Annotated in this window: 19 protein-coding genes; 3 read left to right on the forward strand and 16 right to left on the reverse strand. The window is 47.7% G+C overall.

Annotation, left to right across the window (positions count from 1 at the left end; genetic code table 11):
- Positions 1 to 323: 323 nt before the first annotated feature.
- The 3 genes from GRF59_RS11265 to leuB form a co-directional block, all read right to left on the reverse strand.
- On the reverse strand, positions 324 to 731 hold the full coding sequence (locus tag GRF59_RS11265; RefSeq protein ID WP_160497646.1) for a hypothetical protein: 408 nt from the start codon (positions 729 to 731) through the stop codon (positions 324 to 326).
- A 245-nt stretch (positions 732 to 976) separates the two neighbouring features.
- Positions 977 to 1522: a peroxiredoxin gene (locus tag GRF59_RS11270; RefSeq protein ID WP_160497647.1), complete on the reverse strand. Its 546-nt coding sequence runs from the start codon at positions 1520 to 1522 to the stop codon at positions 977 to 979.
- A gap of 326 nt (positions 1523 to 1848) precedes the next feature.
- Positions 1849 to 2928 carry a 3-isopropylmalate dehydrogenase gene (gene leuB / locus GRF59_RS11275; RefSeq protein ID WP_160497648.1) on the reverse strand — a complete coding sequence of 360 codons (1080 nt, stop codon included), beginning with the start codon at positions 2926 to 2928 and terminating at the stop codon, positions 1849 to 1851.
- A gap of 245 nt (positions 2929 to 3173) precedes the next feature.
- Between leuB and GRF59_RS11280 the strand changes: the two genes are divergently transcribed.
- Positions 3174 to 4154: an aldo/keto reductase gene (locus tag GRF59_RS11280; protein WP_160497649.1), complete on the forward strand. Its 981-nt coding sequence runs from the start codon at positions 3174 to 3176 to the stop codon at positions 4152 to 4154.
- 122 nt (positions 4155 to 4276) lie between these two features.
- Here the strand turns inward: GRF59_RS11280 and GRF59_RS11285 are convergent, their stop codons facing one another.
- The 4 genes from GRF59_RS11285 to ilvB form a co-directional block, all read right to left on the reverse strand.
- A complete protein-coding gene (locus GRF59_RS11285) occupies positions 4277 to 5818 on the reverse strand; it encodes a 2-isopropylmalate synthase (protein ID WP_160497650.1) in 1542 nt (513 codons plus the stop codon).
- A gap of 128 nt (positions 5819 to 5946) precedes the next feature.
- On the reverse strand, positions 5947 to 6939 hold the full coding sequence (ilvC, locus tag GRF59_RS11290; RefSeq protein ID WP_136604006.1) for a ketol-acid reductoisomerase: 993 nt from the start codon (positions 6937 to 6939) through the stop codon (positions 5947 to 5949).
- 149 nt (positions 6940 to 7088) lie between these two features.
- Positions 7089 to 7574, reverse strand: coding sequence for an acetolactate synthase small subunit (gene ilvN, locus GRF59_RS11295; RefSeq protein WP_160497651.1), 486 nt, complete (start codon positions 7572 to 7574; stop codon positions 7089 to 7091).
- Between the two features lie 2 nt (positions 7575 to 7576).
- Positions 7577 to 9322, reverse strand: a complete 1746-nt coding sequence (gene ilvB, locus GRF59_RS11300) for a biosynthetic-type acetolactate synthase large subunit (RefSeq protein ID WP_160497652.1) — start codon at positions 9320 to 9322, stop codon at positions 7577 to 7579.
- Positions 9323 to 9884: 562 nt separating this feature from the next.
- Here ilvB and GRF59_RS11305 point away from each other — a divergent pair.
- Positions 9885 to 10331: a GNAT family N-acetyltransferase gene (locus GRF59_RS11305; protein ID WP_341480045.1), complete on the forward strand. Its 447-nt coding sequence runs from the start codon at positions 9885 to 9887 to the stop codon at positions 10329 to 10331.
- 118 nt (positions 10332 to 10449) lie between these two features.
- Here GRF59_RS11305 and GRF59_RS11310 read toward each other — a convergent pair whose 3' ends face one another.
- From GRF59_RS11310 to GRF59_RS11350, 9 genes are all read right to left on the reverse strand, one after another.
- Positions 10450 to 10791, reverse strand: a complete 342-nt coding sequence (locus tag GRF59_RS11310) for a hypothetical protein (protein WP_160497653.1) — start codon at positions 10789 to 10791, stop codon at positions 10450 to 10452.
- Between the two features lie 190 nt (positions 10792 to 10981).
- Positions 10982 to 11944, reverse strand: a complete 963-nt coding sequence (locus GRF59_RS11315) for an ABC transporter permease (protein ID WP_160497654.1) — start codon at positions 11942 to 11944, stop codon at positions 10982 to 10984.
- Positions 11945 to 13024: an ABC transporter permease gene (locus GRF59_RS11320; RefSeq protein WP_160497655.1), complete on the reverse strand. Its 1080-nt coding sequence runs from the start codon at positions 13022 to 13024 to the stop codon at positions 11945 to 11947.
- The gene (locus GRF59_RS11325) at positions 13024 to 14559 is read right to left on the reverse strand and encodes an ABC transporter ATP-binding protein (RefSeq protein ID WP_160497656.1); all 1536 of its coding nucleotides are present in this window, start codon (positions 14557 to 14559) and stop codon (positions 13024 to 13026) included. Before GRF59_RS11325 ends, GRF59_RS11320 begins: the two co-directional genes overlap by 1 nt.
- Positions 14560 to 14676: 117 nt before the next feature.
- Positions 14677 to 15711, reverse strand: coding sequence for a BMP family lipoprotein (locus tag GRF59_RS11330; protein ID WP_160497657.1), 1035 nt, complete (start codon positions 15709 to 15711; stop codon positions 14677 to 14679).
- 430 nt (positions 15712 to 16141) lie between these two features.
- The gene (gene rplT, locus GRF59_RS11335) at positions 16142 to 16501 is read right to left on the reverse strand and encodes a 50S ribosomal protein L20 (protein ID WP_160497658.1); all 360 of its coding nucleotides are present in this window, start codon (positions 16499 to 16501) and stop codon (positions 16142 to 16144) included.
- A 31-nt stretch (positions 16502 to 16532) separates the two neighbouring features.
- Positions 16533 to 16733, reverse strand: a complete 201-nt coding sequence (rpmI, locus tag GRF59_RS11340; protein ID WP_076173245.1) for a 50S ribosomal protein L35 — start codon at positions 16731 to 16733, stop codon at positions 16533 to 16535.
- Positions 16734 to 16751: 18 nt separating this feature from the next.
- On the reverse strand, positions 16752 to 17249 hold the full coding sequence (infC, locus tag GRF59_RS11345; protein WP_160497659.1) for a translation initiation factor IF-3: 498 nt from the start codon (positions 17247 to 17249) through the stop codon (positions 16752 to 16754).
- A gap of 275 nt (positions 17250 to 17524) precedes the next feature.
- Complete coding sequence (locus GRF59_RS11350) at positions 17525 to 18763, reverse strand: glycosyltransferase family 2 protein (protein WP_160497660.1); 1239 nt, start codon at positions 18761 to 18763, stop codon at positions 17525 to 17527.
- 669 nt (positions 18764 to 19432) lie between these two features.
- Between GRF59_RS11350 and GRF59_RS11355 the strand changes: the two genes are divergently transcribed.
- Complete coding sequence (locus GRF59_RS11355; protein WP_160498237.1) at positions 19433 to 19960, forward strand: phosphatase PAP2 family protein; 528 nt, start codon at positions 19433 to 19435, stop codon at positions 19958 to 19960.
- The last annotated feature ends 47 nt before the right edge of the window (positions 19961 to 20007 follow it).

A 20007-nucleotide genomic window follows, 5' to 3' on the forward strand; every position in this document is an offset into this window, starting at 1 on the left:
AGGAGAAGGGCTTATCCTTTCATTAGTTCAATTTGTCCTCATAGACAGACATGCAATAGAAAAGATAGTTTTATCATAGACAAGGTAGCTGGAAAACTCAATCAGAGAAACTGTCGAAAAAAGAAATTTATGGTTATTTTCCCAAATAAGTACGCAAAGATGCTTTCATGTATGGAAAAACTTCGAACCCCGACTTGGAAACGCTCTCAAAAATGTTAAAACAAAAGCATCAAATACATGAATACACATGTACTGATGCTTTTATATCATCTGTTATGTTAGGTAAATCGTTCCTATAAGCATAACAGGTGCCATTTTCATGATTATGCCTTATGCTGCAAGCGCAGCCGCCGCTGGCTCATCACGGCCAATCTTTTCTTTAATTCGCCCTCCCATTTCTCGTCCTGCATTTGCTTGGCTACTGTCAACAAGTCCAGCGCCATGTCAATTTGGCTTTGTACGATGTCCTTGGGATCCTCCTTTTCGCAATTGACGACATTTTCGAAAATAGTCTCGTCATCTTCCACAACATAGTCCTGGAAATCAATTTCCCCGGCTCCGTCACCATGCGCATATTCAGCTAAAATTTCATATTCGTTCTCAACCTTGTAATGAACTTCAACCCGGTGGCACACGGGACAGAACAGCAGGGGAACATTGTGGACCTGAGTGCGATAATGTTTTAATGTTCCCTTCGTTCCAACCATACTCGCTCCGCAGCAATAACTCATGCCAGTTCACCCTCCTCTTGATTCCACCGTATTATTCATAAATGTATTCGCTTTATTCTATGGCAATTCCTTTTTCGGATGTATAGTTCCATATAAATTTCTGCAGGTTCTTCTTGATATATATCAACGTATATCCCTCCGTCTAAACCTTCGAAATTTCCACCTTCTATTAGCTTAAAAAGCCCCCGTTGCAGGTAAGGAGGGCATCCTCACACCCGGCAAAGGGGGCTTGTCCATATGAAATCTTACGCAAACAGGTTTTTGTCGCCTGGTTTCCAGTTCATTGCGCACAGTCCGCCGGATTGCAGAGCTTGCAATACGCGAAGCGTCTCTTCAACGCTGCGGCCGATATCATTGTGGTTAACCACTTGATATTTCAGTTCGCCTTCTGGGTTGATGATGAAGAGTCCGCGCAGTGCTACGCCTTCTTCTTCGATGTATACGCCATAGTCCTTAGCAACGGATCTAGTGATATCCGAAGCCAGCGGGAAACTGATTTGTCCCAGACCATTAGCATCTGTTGGAGTGTTGATCCATGCTTTGTGGCTGTGGATCGAGTCTGTGCTTACGCCCAGGATTTCGGCATCAAGAGCTTTAAACTGGGAAGCAGCTTCACTCAATGCTGTAATTTCAGTCGGGCATACGAATGTGAAGTCCAAAGGATAAAAGAAGAATACGAGCCATTTACCGCGGTAGTCGGTCAGGCTTGCTTTACTAAAGTCGGAACCGTCACCCAATACGGTTTCCATTGTAAAATCAGGAGCTGGTTTACCTACTAAACGTTCTGCCATGTTATAAATCCTCCTTTGAGATATATATAGAATGAGCTCATTCGTCCATTCTATATGAAAGAAAAACATAAGTTTTTCTTATTTCATATGATCATTGATTCCGTCTGGAACCTACATTTAAAATGGTATCATTCGTCCATTTCAAAGTCAAGATTATATCGGTTATTTATTTATAATAATTATAAATAAAATAAAATCGTGAACAAAAGCTTCCTATTATATATGTATATATAAACAACATGCTTTTCCTGAGCGATACATGCAACAAGCGGGCATCACTTCGGAAAGTGACACCCGCTTGCTATTGGTAAGGGCAACAATCTATATTACTTCTTGATGGCCGCTACGATCAGATCGCCCATCTCACGGGTGCCGATCGCCTTGCTCTTATCTACAGCAATATCGCTGGTGCGGTGTCCATCGTTCAGGACCTGAGACACAGCCGCTTCAATTGCATCCGCTGCATCAGAATAACCGAACGTCAGGCGAAGCATCATGGCAAGCGACAGGACCGTTGCAATCGGATTCGCCAGATTCTGTCCGGCAATATCCGGTGCGGAGCCGTGTACCGGCTCAAACAATCCAAATGCTCCTTCACCCATGGAGGCCGATGCCAGCATACCGATGGAACCGGTCAGCATCGCTGCCTCGTCAGAGAGGATGTCTCCGAACATATTTTCCGTGACGATAACGTCAAAGCTTGCCGGGCGGCGAAGGAGCTGCATTGCGCAGTTATCCACGAGCACATGTTCCAGCTCAACATCCGGGTAATCCGCCGATACGCGAATGACGACTTCACGCCACAAGCGGGAAGTTTCAAGCACGTTGGCTTTGTCAACGGAAGCCAGCTTCTTGCTTCGCTTCTGGGCGATTTCGAAAGCCTGGCGCACAATGCGTTCCACTTCAACCACGTTATATGCGCAAGTATCCACCGCTTCTTCTCCATGCTCGCCTTGGCGTCTGAACTTTTCACCAAAGTAAATGCCGCCGGTCAATTCGCGAACAACCATCAAATCCGTTCCTTCAAGCACTTCCGGTTTCAGTGTAGAAGCATCCTTCAGGCAATCGAACACAACTGCCGGACGCAGATTGGAGAACAAACCGAGTGCTTTGCGAATGCCCAGGAGACCGGTTTCCGGACGAAGCTCCTTAGGATTGCTGTCCCATTTCGGGCCGCCTACAGCGCCCAGAAGTACAGCGTCGGCATTTTTACACACGGACAGTGTTTCTTCCGGAAGCGGGGTACCCTTCTCGTCAATAGCAATGCCGCCGAAGAGAGCATGTTCTGTCTCGAACGAATATCCAAACAACTCTTCCGTCCGCTTAAGCACTTTCTCGGCTTCCGCAACGACCTCCGGTCCTATTCCGTCTCCGCTGATTACGGCAATTTTCTTCACTTCTGGCATGTTTTCCGTCACTCCTTATGGTTACTTCACTCACTGATCTAATTATCTATCTATTGTTGTATCATATTCGCAGGGCAGTTGACCAAGATATAGAATCTATCACCTTTATAGTATTTTCCTATAAGAAGCCTCCGAATGTAACCTTCCCGCCCCAGAATCGTAACTTCCCACATTCCTATTTGAGACTCCTCCGGGTAAAATGGTATCGTATAGACCCAAATCTGCGTTGAAGGAGTTGAACGATTTTGCAATACACCTATCTCGGTAAATCAGGTCTGAAGGTTAGCCGTTTGTGCCTGGGAACCATGAATTTTGGACCCGCAACGGATGAAAAAGAAGCATTCCGCATTATGGATGCTGCCTTGGATGCAGGAATTCAGTTTTTTGATACCGCTAATATTTACGGCTGGGGCCAAAATTCCGGTCTTACGGAAACCATTATCGGCCGTTGGTTCGCTCAAGGCGGCGGCCGACGCGAGAAAGTGGTCTTGGCGACCAAGGTCCATGGAAATATGCATGATCCTGCCGATGGCCCTAACAGCACGGAAGGCTTGTCCTCCTACAAGATCCGCCGTCACCTGGAAGGCTCGCTAAAACGTCTGCAAACCGATCATATTGAGCTGTATCAGATGCATCATGTAGACCGCAATGTATCCTGGGACGAGCTTTGGGGAGCCTTTGAACTCGCAGTGTCCCAAGGAAAGATCGGGTATGTCGGTTCCAGCAACTTTGCGGGCTGGCAAATTGCCCAGGCTCAAGGTAAAGCACAAAATCGCCACTTTCTCGGCCTTGTCGCAGAACAGCATAAATACAATCTAAACTGCCGCTTGCCTGAACTTGAAGTGCTGCCTGCCGCCAAAGAAATGGGGCTCGGCGTCATTCCTTGGAGCCCGCTTGATGGCGGCATGCTGGGACGCAATGCGCTGAAGAAACTCGAAGGCACCCGCAGCGGCAATAACTCGAAAAAAATTGAAAAGCATCGCGCACAGCTGGAAGCCTTCGCGGAATTATGCAACGAGCTCGGCGAACCTCAGGACAATGTAGCGCTTGCGTGGCTGCTGACGCACCCGTCCGTTACGGCACCGATTATCGGTCCACGCACGCTGGAACAGCTGGAAAGCTCACTCCACGTGATCGACGTCAAGCTTGACGAGGCCGTACTGAAGCGGCTGGATGAAATCTTCCCTGGTCCGGGCGGTGAAGCACCGGAAGCTTATGCTTGGTAATCATACTTAACCCAGTTTAGTGACAAGACGGTTAAATCCGTTGGTTCACAAGAAAAGGCAGACCGCAAGTCATAGCGGTCTGCCTTTTCTGTGCTATCAGCAAGGAGGGATATGGCGCGCTCTTACAAGCTCGCACGTTCTCTCTTGCTGAATGTTTTACGCTTCTCGATTAACTGGTTCAAAGCATCCACGTAAGCGCGGGCACTCGCTTCCAGTATATCCGTGCTGAGTCCGCGGCCTTGCGCCGAGACATCGTTCTGAGTGAGGACGACATGCACCTCACCTTGCGCATCCTTACCGCGGGAGACCGATTTGATCGAGTAGTCAGATAGGGTGACTTCTTCTCCTGTCGCTTTATCGACAGCGTTATAGATGGCATCTACCGAACCATTACCCTCTGCTTCCTCTTCCAATCCCTGCTCCTGACCCTTGATAATGCGCACTTTGGCCGTAGGTACCGAGCGGTTACCGTAAGTGACATAGATCGTTTCCAGTTTGTAGACCTCCGGCGTATCGACCAGCTTCTCTTCTACGAGAGCCATAATGTCGTCATCCGAAACTTCCTTCTTCTTGTCCGCAAGCTCCTTGAATCGGGCAAAGGCCTGGTTCAGCTCCTGCTCATCCAGTTCATAGCCCATGTCCAGCAGCTTCTCACGGAAAGCGTGACGTCCGGAATGCTTGCCCAGTACCAGCTTGCTTTCCTTCAGTCCAATGGTCTCAGGGGTCATGATTTCATACGTCGTTTTTTCTTTCAACATGCCATCCTGGTGAATACCGGATTCATGTGCAAACGCATTCGCTCCGACAATCGCCTTGTTGCCAGGCACCACCATGCCCGTCAGCTTGCTGACCAAGCGGCTCGTACGGGAGATTTCAGACAGATTGAGCGAAGTCTTGGCACCGAAGAACTCCTGACGTGTCTCCAGAGCCATGGCAATCTCCTCAATTGCCGTGTTGCCCGCACGCTCACCGATGCCGTTAATCGTGCCTTCGATTTGATCGGCACCGTTTTGAATCGCGGCAAGGGTGTTGGCTGTCGCCATTCCGAGGTCATTGTGGCAATGCGCGCTGAGCTGTACCTTTTCGATATCAGGCACGTTTTCCTTCAGATGTCTGAAGATGGCACCGTATTCGGACGGGTTCAAGTAGCCCACCGTATCCGGAATGTTCACTACCTTCACGCCTTCGCCTACGGCCATAGACACCATTTCGACCATGAAGTCCAGTTCCGTGCGTCCGGCATCCTCAAGGGAAAATTCGATCTTGGAAAAATACTTCTTCGCATAACGCAGAGCCGATTGCGCCGTTTCCAGCACCTCATGCTTTTCCATTTTCAGCTTATGCTTTCGGTGGATCGGCGATGTCGCCAGGAAAATATGGATACATGGATCCTGCGCTCCGATCAATGCTTCACGGACAGCGTCGATATCATGTTCTTTGGAACGGGATAAACCGATCACCGTCACATTTTTCACCGCTTTGGCTACTGCGTTTACTGCCGCCAAATCTCCGGGAGATGCTGCAGGAAAACCTGCCTCCATCCGATCAATGCCCAGTTTTTCCAGTTGATATGCGATTTCGAGCTTCTCACGGGTATTCAGGTTTACGCCAGGAGACTGCTCCCCGTCGCGCAATGTTGTGTCAAATACATAAATTTTTCGCAAGTCCAAGGCACCTCCTTATCATCCAAAAACCTATAAAAACTACCAATGCGGCTCACGCTAGGTGCACGGCCGCATTGGAAAGGTTCACTTTTCCCAGCGGGAAAAGGATCATTATCGTATAAATATGATTATTTCTTGATCCAATGCATCATTTCACGCAGCTGAGCACCTACAACCTCGATCGGGTGGTTTGCTTCATTGCGGCGAGTCGCATTCAGGAATGCGCGGTTGGATTGATTTTCAAGGATAAAGTCGCGTGCGAATTTACCTTGTTGGATATCATTAAGTACTTCTTTCATTGCTTTCTTCGTTTCATCAGTTACAACGCGAGGTCCAGTTACATAGTCACCATACTCCGCTGTGTTGGAGATGGAATCACGCATGTTAGCCATACCGCCTTCATAGATCATGTCAACGATCAGCTTCATTTCATGCAAGCACTCGAAGTAAGCCATTTCCGGAGCATATCCAGCTTCTACCAAAGTTTCGAAACCAGCTTTGATCAGGGCAGTTACACCGCCGCAAAGTACAGCCTGCTCGCCGAACAAGTCGGTTTCGGTTTCTTCGCGGAAGGAAGTTTCGATAACCCCTGCACGGGTACAGCCGATGCCTTTTGCATAAGCAAGGCCGATTTGTTTGGCTTGTCCGGTTGCATCCTGCTCGATTGCGATCAGACCCGGTACGCCGAAGCCTTCAACGTAAGTACGACGAACCATGTGACCTGGGGATTTTGGAGCTACCAGAAGCACGTCCGCATCCTTAGGAGCCACGATTTGTCCGAAATGGATGTTGAAACCATGGGAGAACATCAGAGCCGCGCCTTTTTTCAGGTTTGGTTCGATGTCGTTTTTGTACACCGATGCTTGAGTTTCGTCAGGCATCAGGATTTGTACGATGTCAGCTTTGCTTGTTGCTTCAGCTACGGAGAGAACTTCAAAGCCGTCGTTTTTGGCTTTATCAAAAGATTTGCCTTCACGAAGACCGATAATGACTTTCACGCCGCTATCGCGCAAGTTTTGTGCTTGAGCATGCCCTTGACTTCCGTAACCGATTACCGCAACGGTTTTACCTTTCAATACGCTAAGTTCTGCATCTTGTTCATAATAAGTTGTAACTGCCATGTTATAAATCCTCCTTTATTTTTAAAAAGAACCCTCATGAAGAGCGGGTGTTTCAGGAGACCTCCCGGATGTTTAGCTATGAATTCGGTGATCTCTTCAAACCCCCGCTCTTCGGCGGGCATTTTATCCGATATCATTAATTTGCATGTTTATACATTTCCGCGAATCATAGCGGTAACACCTGTGCGGGATAGCTCACGAATACCGTAAGGCTTCAGAAGCTCAATCATCGCATCAATCTTTGTAGAGTCGCCTACCACCTGCACCATAAGGCTGTGGCTGCCAATGTCTACCACCGATGCGCGGAAGGTTTCTACCACACCCATAATTTCAGGACGATTCGCCGGTTCAGCGATCACTTTAATGAGCGCTAGCTCCCTGGCTACCATAGGATTTGAGCTGAGGTTGATGACCTTAATGACATCAATCAGCTTATACAGCTGCTTCTCGATTTGCTCCAGCGTCTGCTCATCACCGAGGGTCACAATGACCATCCGTGATAGACCCGTTTCTTCGGACTGTCCTACTGTGATGCTCTCAATATTGAATCCGCGTCTTCCGAACAGTCCGGAGACTCTCTGCAGAACGCCAGGTTGGTCATTTACTAGAACGGCAATGGTATGTCTCATACTCATATTTATGCATCTCCCAACAACATTTGATCAATGGTCGAGCCCTGAGTTACCATCGGATACACGTTTTCACCCTTGCTGACCACAAACTCGACAACGACAGGTCCAGGCGTTTCAAGAGCTTCCGCCCATGCTTTGCGCGCTTCTTCCTTGTTGGTCGCCCGAAGTCCTTTGACACCGTAGGCTTCTGCCAATTTCACAAAATCAGGGCTGCCTTCCAGATCTATGTGGCTGTAGCGATTATCGTATATCAGCTCCTGCCACTGGCGTACCATGCCAAGCACCTGATTATTGATAATCACAACCTTGACCGGGATGTTGTTAATGGCGCAAATAGCCAGTTCCTGCGAACACATCTGCATACCGCCGTCTCCGTTGATCGAAATGACGAGTCTCTCTGGATGAGCCATCTGGGCACCGATTGCGGAAGGCAATCCGAAGCCCATCGTTCCAAGGCCGCCGGATGTGATCCACGAACGCGGCTGGTTAAATTTATAATATTGTGCCGACCACATTTGATGTTGTCCTACGTCCGTCGTAACGATCGCTTCGCCTCTGGTCGTCTCGTTCAGCATTTCGATAACCCACTGCGGTTTGAGTACGGTATCGGAATCCTGGTAACGGAAAGGCTGTTCCATTTTCAACTGCTGAATCCGTGTTCTCCATGCATCCGCTTTGGCTGCACGTTTCACTTCCGGATTAAGCATTTCCAGAACCGTCTTCACATCACCGACGATCGGGATGTCCGTTGGAACGTTCTTGCCGATTTCCGCGGGATCAATATCAATGTGCACGATCTTAGCATGAGGAGCAAACCCGTCAAGCTTGCCTGTCACCCGGTCATCGAAGCGGGCCCCGATATTAATCAGGAGGTCCGATTCCTGGATCGCAATGTTCGACGTGTACGTTCCATGCATCCCTGGCATTCCTGTCCATAGCTCATGGCCACTTGGAAAGGCGCCAAGTCCAAGAAGTGTAGTCGTGATTGGAATCTCGGTCCGCTTCACGAATTCGAACAATGCCTCATGGCCTCCGGAGTAGATTACCCCGCCGCCTGCAAGAATCATCGGACGTTCCGCTTCTTCAATAGCCTGAGCCAATTTGTCGAGCTGCAGTTTGTTCGGCACCATTCGAGGGTTATATCCGCGGAGGTTTACCGCGTTACTGCTGGGCTCAAACAAAGTCAGTGCTGCTGAAACATCCTTCGGAATATCGATCAGTACCGGACCTTTCCGGCCTGTCGAAGCAATGTGGAAAGCTTCGTGAATCACACGCGGCAATTCCTTTACGTCTCTCACCAAGTAGCTGTGCTTCGTAATCGGCATCGTAATACCGGTGATGTCCGCTTCCTGGAACGCATCGGTTCCGATCAAAGTTGTGGCAACGTTGCCGGTAATGACTACCAGAGGAACGGAATCCATGTAAGCTGTGGCAATTCCTGTGACCAGGTTTGTCGCCCCCGGTCCCGACGTTGCAATACATACGCCGACTTTGCCGCTGGCTCTTGCATAGCCGTCCGCCGCATGGATTGCTCCCTGCTCATGACGAGTTAGCACATGTTTGAAATCCTCAAATCCATACATCGCATCGTAAATATAAAGCACTGCCCCGCCTGGATATCCGAAAACACACTCAACGCCTTCAAGCAAAAGGCTCCGAAGCAGTATTTCCGAACCGGTAATGACTTCCGGCTTCATCCATTTCTCACGTAGTTGTTCTGTAGACCGCACTTCAGGAATTTGCGCGCTCATCAGTCATCCTCCTCCTCATAATTTACATACATGTTACATCTGTAGAAAACAAAAAACCTTCCGTCCGCCACGCAGAAGTATTCTGCGTGAGGGACGAAAGGTTGTGCTTCCGTGGTACCACCCATATTTGCCATGCATCTCGCAATGCTAGGCCTCATCAGGTATAGAAATAAGGAACGACACTCATTAGAGAGCCTGCCGTCTCATATACCTAAAGTCCGTAACGTGGACTTGACGATTTTCCCTAATAAGCTTTAGCGCTTTTCAGGAAAACAGCTCCGAGGTGAGCTCGTATAAAAGGGATTCTGGTGGAGGTTGCAGCAATTCCTCACACTCTCTGAGCAAAAGGGCCCTTTAAACTTCGTCCTCTTCATTGCCGATCACGATATGTTCGTTAAAATGTTTAGACACATTATATGATTCATCGAACTTAAAAGTCAATACCCATATTTTCAAAAGGATAAAATCATGCTCTGAATCAACTAAACACAGACTTCCACCTTCCCTCATATGATGACATGTATTCACCTTTGAAGAAGCCCAGCTTGAAGGGAGGAAAGGCATGATGATCAGGTATCGGAGACCCAAACAAGACGACGCGTTCATTATGCGATTCATCGATTCCCAGCTTGTCCCGCTGTCGCATTTAAACCCGGTTCAATTGGAGGCCGTGCGTAAAGATATTCCTAAAAGACTGGCCCGCGGCATTACTCTTGTCGCGTGCCAGCGTTACGAGGATAATCCGCTTGGCTTTGTGCATTTTTTTTTACATGGCGAACTGCTATATATCGATATGTTGGCCGTCACACCCGAATCACAACGCAAAAGATGGGGCAATACGCTCATGGTTCACGCTGAAAAATTTGCGGTGTCACGCGGGTGCAAACGGTCCAAAGTAATGGTTGATGCCGGCAATGCCAACGGTTTATCTTTTTACAAAAAGCTGGGTTATGTTACAGTGCGGTTCCACACTCAAAACCAGTGCCATGAACTGGAAAAAACATTATAACCCGGCTACAGAAAAAAAAGTCTGTCAACGCAGTTCCACGAAAGACAGACCGCTTTTAGCGGGAAATTTCATTGCGGGCTCTGTATGCGCCATCTTAAGAGTTTATCCCATCCATGTCTTAGAAAAATCCGAATCCTCCTGGATATCCCCCCGGATAACCACCAGGGCCGTATCCCGGAACACCGCCGTATGGACCTGGACCAGGACCAGGGCCGTAGCCAAACCCGCCGCCGTAGAAACCGCCGGCAAACGGAGCCGTTCCGATGGCCAAAAGATCGAACAAGACGAGAGGAATTATCGCCTTTGTTTGTACTTTTTTCCCTTTGCTGCGCTGAAGAATCAGGCGGTTGCCGGATATGCGAACCAGCTTGCCAGTAACGAGATTACCGTCTTTTTTGACAGCTACTATATGTTGACCTATCAGCTTTTGCGCTTGTTTACGGGTAACAGACTGTTGCATGAAATCCCTCCTCCAAATATGTTCAATGTCAGTCTATTCCGCTAGTTGCCAAAGCGCTTGTTCCATAGCCCGGTGTACCTGCAAGTTGGATGCCCTGTCTTCACCGCCCAGATACTGCATTCACGAAAAAAAGGCCGCATCCCAATTGATGGAATGCAGCCTCTTTGACATGGTAGATCTTGCTTCTTGATTATCGCTTGCCCGGATCGTACGGTTCCCCGAGAGCGGCAGGTGCGGAAGACTTCCCGACTGCGGCCACGAGTACAACGACCGTGAGAACATACGGCAGCATGTAGATAAATTCCTGAGGAATATCTTTGGACCAAGCAAACAATTGGAAGTAGTTCCCAATCGCCTGGGAAAAACCGAAGAATACAGCCGCACCAAAGGCTCCAAGCGGATTCCACTTACCGAAAATCATTGCAGCGATCGCAATAAAACCTTGGCCGGAAATCGTATTATGCGAGAACGTATTCGTTGTCGTCAACGTGATGGTGGCACCGCCGAGAGCAGCCAGCGCGCCACTCAAAATAACGCCGATATAACGCATACGCAGCACTTTTATGCCTACCGTGTCCGCAGCACTCGGATGTTCACCGACAGCGCGCAGACGAAGGCCGAACGAAGTTTTGTACAACACGTAGAAAGCTACGAGTACCAAAATAATGGCCAAGTAGGTTGTCGGGTAGTTGTTAAAAATGCCTTCCCCGATAATCGGGATTTTCGACAGCAATGGGACTGGCCATTTTGTCAGACCTTCCTTCAGCAGCGTGGTTTCACCTGCACCGTCAAACAGTAGTTTAACCATGTACAGCGTGCTTCCCGCCGCCAAAAAGTTAATAACGACACCACTGATAACCTGGTCCGCTTTAAACGTGATGGATGCCACGGCATGAATCAGCGAAGCAATGATGCCCATGACCAAAGCGGCCAGCAAACCGATATACGGAGATGCAGCTCCCATACCTGCGTCTTCGGCATAAAAAGATGCCACGCCCGCAGCAAATGCACCGAAGGTCATCAGACCTTCAATACCGATATTGGTAACCCCGGAACGTTCAGAGAAGATGCCGCCTATGGCAGCAAAGATAAGCGCCGTAGAAAAGACGAGCGTCGTATTAATCAGCTGGCCGATTGTTGTCATCCAATCCATTTACAACACCTTCTCTTTCTTGCGCTTAAGATACAAGGGCTTGAGAACCCAGCGCACAATGCCTTGTGCAGCAATGAAGAATATGATGGAACCGATAACGATACGAATGATTTCAGGAGGAACATCGGCACCAAAGCTCATGCCGGCGGAACCGTAAGTCAATATGCCGAATAGAGATGCCGACAGCAAAATACCGAACGGATGGTTCATGCCGATCAACGCCACCGCGATTCCGTCGAAGCCAATACCAGGCGACCCGGTAAAGACTGCTTGATAATGGAATACGCCGAGAACCTGGAAAGCTCCGCCCAAGCCGGCAAAGACACCACTGATGAACATCGCTTTAACGATATTCTTTTTCACGTTCATACCCGCATATTTGGCCGCATCGCCATTATGCCCCACCGCTCTAAGCTCGTAGCCTTGCTTACTCTTCCACATGTAGATAAAGAAGAAGACCGCAGCCAAAATCGCAATAACCGTACCCCAGTGCATCCGCGCATTATCGAATGCTTCGGATAGCCACCCGATGGAAATGGACGCAGTATCTTTGATTTCTTCAGATTTTTGTTGGCCCTTCTGAAGCAGGAAGTTGTTTACGATATAGTTACCCAAATATAAAGCCGTCCAGTTCAACATAATCGAAATGATAACTTCGTTAACGCCGCGTTTGGCTTTCAGGTAACCGGTAATGCCAGCCCAAATACCGCCCGCCAAACCTCCGGCAATAATCGCGACAAGCGCATGCACCACGATCGGAAGGCCTGTCAGCTTAATGCCGACTGCCGTAGCGGCAGTCATACCCATAATGTACTGACCTTCGGCACCGATGTTGAACAGCCCGGCACGGAACGCAAACGCAACCGCGAGACCTGTCATAATCAGTGGCGTAATTTCGCGGATCGCTTCCCCGAAATCATATACATTCCCGAATACAGTCGAGAACAAGGAGCTGTATGCAAGCAGCGGGTCATAACCGCCGATCAGCATGATGATCGCACCCACGATAAGACCAAGTACAATGGCTACCAGCGGTACCAGGAGGCTGTTAACAGAAAAGATCTTGAATACTTTGCTCATTATGCTGTACCTCCCGCAATCTTGCTGCCCGCCATCATGAGGCCTAGCTCCTGATCATTGGTTTCTTCCGGCAATACTTCGCCGACGATTTGCCCTTCGTAAATAACGGCAATCCGGTCAGAAACGTTAATGATCTCGTCCAGCTCAAAAGAAATCAGGAGTACGGCTTTGCCTTGGTCGCGCTGGGCAACAAGCTGTTTCTGCACGAACTCAATCGCGCCAACATCCAGACCACGCGTCGGCTGAGCCGCGATCAGCAGATCAGGGTTTTTATCTATTTCCCGGGCTATAATGGCTTTCTGCTGATTACCACCAGACAGGGAACGAGCTTTCGTCTCAATGCTCGGCGTTCTGACGTCAAATTGCTCGATTAATCTCGTTGCCTGTTTGTCAATCGCACTCTTGTTCAGAAATCCGCCTCGATTGTACGGCGCCTGATAATAGGTTTCGAGCACCATATTTTCGCTCATGGAAAAATCAAGCACGAGTCCATGCTTATGACGATCCTCCGGAATATGAGATACTCCGCTTTCCGTAATGTGGCGGGGACTTTTGTTCGTGATGTCCTTGCCGTTCAGTTCGATGATACCGTTCTCCACATGGCTTAGTCCAGTCAAAGCCTCGATCAATTCACTTTGACCGTTGCCGTCTACGCCGGCGATTCCTAAGATTTCTCCTGCCCGGACTTTGAGATTGAGACTATTCAGTACGGCAATGCCGTCTTTGTTCTTCGAAGTCAACCCTTTAACTTCAAGAACAGTCTCTTTCGGCGTCGCAGGTTTCTTGTCCACTTTGAAGGACACACTGCGTCCGACCATTTTCTCCGCCAGTTCGTTCGGGTTGGTCTCTTCGGTCTTCAAAGTATCGATAACCTTACCGCGGCGAATGATAGTCACCGTATCGGAAATCTGCATGATTTCCTTCAGCTTATGCGTAATCAGGATAATGGACTTGCCTTCTTCAACCAGCCGCTTCATGATGCCCATCAATTCGCTGATTTCCTGCGGTGTAAGCACAGCCGTCGGTTCGTCAAAAATAAGAATGTCTGCTCCGCGATAAAGCGTCTTCAAAATTTCGACACGCTGCTGCATGCCGACGGAAATATCCTGTATTTTAGCGTTTGGATTGACCTTGAGGCCGTATTGGTCGGATAACTTCTTGATCTTGGCAACCGAAGTTTTGTAGTCCAGATGGACTCCCATTTTTTTCGGCTCCATGCCAAGTACAATATTTTCGGTTACGGTGAAAGGTTGTACCAGCTTGAAATGCTGATGCACCATGCCAATGCCAAGCTCGATCGCCTTATTCGGGCTATCGATGGTGACAGGAGTACCGTTAACCTCAATGCTTCCTTCATCCGGCTGGTATAATCCGAAAACGATATTCATCAAGGTTGATTTCCCCGCACCGTTCTCACCAAGCAGTGCATGAATCTCGCCCTTGTGCAGCTTTAAGCTGATAGAGTCGTTGGCAACGATGCCGGGAAAGCGTTTGGTTATTTGCTTCAACTCAACGACAGGGGTCGCTGCATCCATGAGATCACCCTTATATCATTATTTTTGCTAAAGAACGTAAGACAAGGCCAGTTATATCAACCAGCCTTGCCGTTTAATAAACACACTTATATCTCTGATGATCAGTGCATTGAAGTCTTATTCTTCAGGAACTTTGATTTCGCCGCTGATAATTTTTTGTTTGTAGTCCTCAACTTCTTTGAGTACATCTGCAGGAACGTTTTTGCTCGAAGTATCAGCAAGGCCAACGCCGTTTTCTTTCAGACCCAGCGTTTCGGATCCGCCTTTGAACGTTCCGTCGATTACTTCTTTAGTTACTTTGTCAACAGCCGTCGTTACACCCTTAACCATCGAAGTCAGTGTTACATCATCGCCGAATTCCAGGGATTGGTCTTTGTCAACGCCGATAACCCAGACTTTGCTGCCGCCTGCTTTGTTACGGGAAATAGCTTCGTTAAATACGCCAGTACCGGTAGCGCCGGAAGCGTGGAAGATAATGTCTACGCCGTCGTTGTACATGGTAGCCGCAGCTGCTTTACCTTGGTCAGGCTTGTCAAATGCGCCAGTGTAGTTAATTTTGATTTCAGCGTTAGGGTTAGCCGCTTTCACGCCAGCCTTGAAGCCTGCTTCAAAACGAACGATAACCGGAATTTTGGAACCGCCGACAAAGCCGACTTTGCCTGTTTTCGTCATTTTACCCGCAACGACGCCTACCAAGAATGCGCCTTCGTTTTCAGCAAACGTTACGGAACGAACGTTAGGAGAGTCCACGACAGCATCAATAATTGCAAGATGTGCATCCGGATTTTGGTCTGCAACGGTTTTCATGTCTTCGCCAAGGTCAAAACCGATCCCCCAAGTGAGGTCGTATTTACCTTTTACATATTTGTTCAAGTTGGTAACGTAGTCTTCTTTGGACTTACTTTGTAGATATTGAGCATCAATGCCTTTGTCTTTCTTCAAACCTTCGAGAGCTTCCCAAGCGGATTGGTTAAAGGATTTATCATTTACCCCGCCCACGTCAGTTACCAAACCTACTTTAACAGCCGACTTTGCAGTTCCTGCGGAATCGCCGCCAGTTGCGCCTGTTTCTTCTTTCTTTTTACCGCAGCCAGCGAGTACCACTGAAAACGCGAGCAGCATAATCAGCGACAACTTGAACATCTTTTTCATTGAATTTTGTCCCCCTACAATGAATTCTTTCCTCTCATTCGTTCCGCCCTGACCAGCAATTGATCTATGGTCAATTAATTGCAAGAATGGGCTTGTACAAATGTCGGTCTTTTTACATTTCAGATTATACCTTCTCGAATCGTCAAAATCCAGCACATTTATATCACATTTGAAAACTTTTTTTGAAGTAAACCGGATGTAAGCGCTTCATTAATGAAATATTTTACAGTTAGAGTAAACTCTTTGTCATATATTATAACAACACGCGTTAATGCGTTAAAAGATTACCACAGCATCTCATTGGAAATCCATTTTATGCGCAGAGTAATCAGGTAATCTGTGTTAGCTTTCCTGACTCTTAGCAATCACCTTTTTTACTCCATAAAAAAACCGCCGGTTAAGGCGGTTTTTTCTATAAAATAACGCAGATTTATGCGTTGATTTTTTCTTTAGCTACAGTAGCGATAGAGTTGAATGCAGTGATGTCATTCACGGCAAGATCAGCCAGCATTTTGCGGTTGATGTCCACTCCAGCCAGTTTCAAACCATGCATCAGTTTGTTGTAAGACAATCCGTTCATGCGAGCAGCCGCATTGATACGAACGATCCACAATCTGCGCATGTTACGTTTTGTAGTGCGACGGTCACGGTATGCATATACCAAAGACTTCATCACTTGTTCGTTAGCTGTTTTAAAAATGCGGTGTTTAGAACCGAAATAACCTTTTGCGAGTTTCAATACTTTCTTATGTCTACGACGAACAACGAATCCGCCCTTTACTCTTGCCATAATAATAAACCTCCCAAAAATGTGTTGTTAACTATTTCAAGTTAGCCAAGCCTTGTTTCAAGCGTCTTACATCCCCCGGAGCCATTTCTGGGTTACCAGCGAGCACGCGTTTAGCGCGTTTGGATTTGTGGGAAAGCAAATGGTTTCTGTAAGCTTTGTAACGAGTTACTTTACCGGAACCAGTTACTTTGAAGCGGCCTTTCAGGCTGCTATGTGTTTTCATTTTAGGCATTGTACTTCCTCCTCAGGACTATTGGGCTTTTGGAGCCAAAATCATAATCATACTGCGGCCTTCCAATTTCGGTTGGCGTTCAACCGCGGAAATTTCAGCAACCTCCGTTTTGACGCGTTCCAAAATCTTTTGGCCAATGTTGGCGTGAGTGATCTCACGTCCGCGGAAACGGACAGAGCATTTCACTTTGTCGCCGTCTTTCAAAAACTTGACGACATTGCGAAGCTTGGTTTGAAAATCATGCTCCTCAATGTTAGCTCGGAACCATACTTCTTTGATATCAACGATTTTCTGATTCTTACGGGCTTCTTTTTCTTTTTTCTGCTGCTCATAACGGAACTTGCCGTAATCCATGATGCGGCATACAGGTGGTTTCGCCTGAGGCGCCACATTCACCAAGTCAAGATTCAGGTCCACTGCCATTTGAAGTGCTTCCCGAATCGGTTTGATACCGATCTGTTCGCCTTCCGCGCCGACCAAACGAACTTCCTTCGCCCGAATTTCGTCATTAATCATATGATCCTTACTGATAACCGTCCACCTCCATGTTCATATGGGTAATTCTCAAGAAAAAACAAAATTAAAAAGGGATACCGGTGTCATCTACCAGCATCCCTATGATCAACGTTTCATGAAAGTTCACATTCATAAATCATCGGATCACGAACCCGTCAACCGAAGTCGATCAGGTGAGAAGCTGGTGCTTCTTCTTGAAAATCCTTTTTTCTTTTTAACGTACTCAAATAATTTAACATATATGCAAACGTGTTGTCAACCATGGATTCGAAAACTTAGCCCTGCTTGCTCTGCACTTCCTCCAGCCGAACCACACGAGTATGCTCGGTATGGCTCCACTGCTTGTTGTTTTGCGTAAAGAAAGCGTAGAACGTAATCGGGTACCAGGAAATCAGGTAGATCGGGAAGAGTATCAGGTATAGATACACCTTCTTGTAAGTAACCTTCTCCAGGAACATGGCTGCCAAGAACGTAAACACGTTTGCGGCAATGGCCGTGAAGCTAAGCCAAACCGGCAGGTATCCGTACAGATTAGCGATATGCGGACCTTGGAAGAACGTGCTGTCCACCCACATCACCGCTGTCATCAGGAAAGTCAGGAGTACGATGTATACGTTGGCTCCATACAAAGCAAGATCCAGTTTGACCAGACTACGTTCCTTGATGCTCTGCCATAGCAGCGGGAAGAAGTAGCGGCGTGCTACCGTAAAATGTCCCTGCATCCAGCGCAGACGCTGTCTTGCCGAAGCTTTGAATGTCAGCGGCTTTTCGTCAAATACTTTCGCATCGTAATTGAACTTCGGATACACACCGCGCTTGACGCTGCGCATCGTAAACTCAAGGTCTTCGACCAGACTGGTTGCTCCCCAGCCGATTTCCTTCAGCAGATTCGTTTCAAAGCACATCCCCGTACCTCCGAGGAAGTTGGCCATATTCATGTTATGGCGCGAAAGCTGCCACAAACGGTTGATATACCAGTAGGAAATACCATATGCGGCTGTGATCCAGGAATCTTCCGGATTCTTGGTATCAATGTACCCTTGGATAACGCGTGCGCCGGAGCACAAATCATCGTTCATTTCCTTCAGGAAGTTCACATCCGCCAAGTTGTCGGCGTCGAACATGACGACTGCATCATACTGGCGAGGCATAGCCCAGAGTTCTTTGAGCATCCATTCGATGGCATAACCCTTACCGCGAAGATTGTTGTTCGTGCGAACGCAAGCGTTCATGCCATGCTCACGTACGATCTTCGCGGTATTGTCCGTGCAGTTGTCGCAAATGACGAAAACATCGTACATTTCCTTCGGATAGTCGAGCTCCTTCAGGTTCTCCATGAGCGCCCCTACGACCTGCTCTTCATTGTGGGCGGCTACTAGCACCGCGAAGGATTTTGTTGCCGGATAATGTTGTTTTTTCTTTTTCCTGTACAGACCCAAAATCGAGAACACAAACTGGTATACACCGATCGCGGCCAGAAGAATCTGGAGCGCGATAAAAATGGCGTCTAACATGTTTCTCAGAACCCCCCTTTTTTACCCCTCATAATCGATTTTTCTCTCTGTAGATTACGGATTGATTTACGGTTCTTTTTTTTCTATGACCCTTATGACCTTTGGCATTCGAAATTCATATTTCGGTATGTCTTCGAGCGACATATCGATTTTCCACGGTTTTAAGCTTTTTGTCAAAAGCTTAATAACTGCTCTGGTACCTAAAAAGCCGAAGAGAAGTGTTATCTTAGCCATCTGAGGCACTTCAAGCTTATATTCATGACCGTTAGTTCTTATTTTCAGCTATTTACCGGGTTTTTATTTCTTTAGTCCCCCCTTTTTTTAATCATCTTTTTCCTTATCAATTCACATCATAACCGTATTCCATATTTATAAACGAAATAAGTCCACGAAAAGTTGATACTAATCTGCGATCCTAAAAAAGAAAAACGTAGGTTAAGGTATAATCTCAAGTATTAATCACTTAACTCTTAAACGGATTCCCGCTGTTTGAATCATTGTAAAGGTTCTGTAAAGTGAAGTCAAAATTACCCCTCATTCACTCGGAATACAGGAGTTTCGCCTTGAAAAAGAAACGAATAGAAAATATGATTAATGAAAAGTGGAAGCAATCCGGGTCCGCCGCCAGTCCAAATACAGCCTGACCAAGGCGTTAAACGGGGGAATGGAATGAGACGTTTGCTCATGAGATTCATACTGATCGACAGGAAGCTGTTTCAATATATAAATGGACGTCTCCATAACCGTTTCCTCAATTTTTGGCTTTATCACCTTACTCACCTGGGAGGAGCCACTTTTACGATTGCCTCATCCTTACTGATCTGGTACATCGGCTCTTCCTCCTGGAGCAAGTCCGGCGCGCAGGCTGCCGTATCCCTGGCTGTCAGCCATATCCCTGTCGCAGCGGCCAAGAAACTGTATCCGAGGCTGCGGCCCCATCTGGCATTGCCGGGAACGCGCACCTTTCGCAATCCGCTAAAAGATCATTCTTTTCCGTCCGGGCATACAACGGCCGCCTTTTCGCTGGCCACACCACTGATACTGGGTCATCCGGAATGGATATATCTGTTTCTGCCACTGAGCCTTTTGGTAGGGGTATCTCGAATCTATCTAGGACTGCATTATCCCTCCGACGTGCTCGCAGGAGCTGTCATTGGTACTTCTGTAGCTGCAGTAACAGTTGCATTGTGGCCCTAAAGTCGATAATCTGGGATATAAGGAAATACAAGCAGGAACAGGTGAAC

This window comes from Paenibacillus dendrobii (genome assembly GCF_009807035.1).
Classification (GTDB): domain Bacteria; phylum Bacillota; class Bacilli; order Paenibacillales; family Paenibacillaceae; genus Paenibacillus_AQ; species Paenibacillus_AQ dendrobii.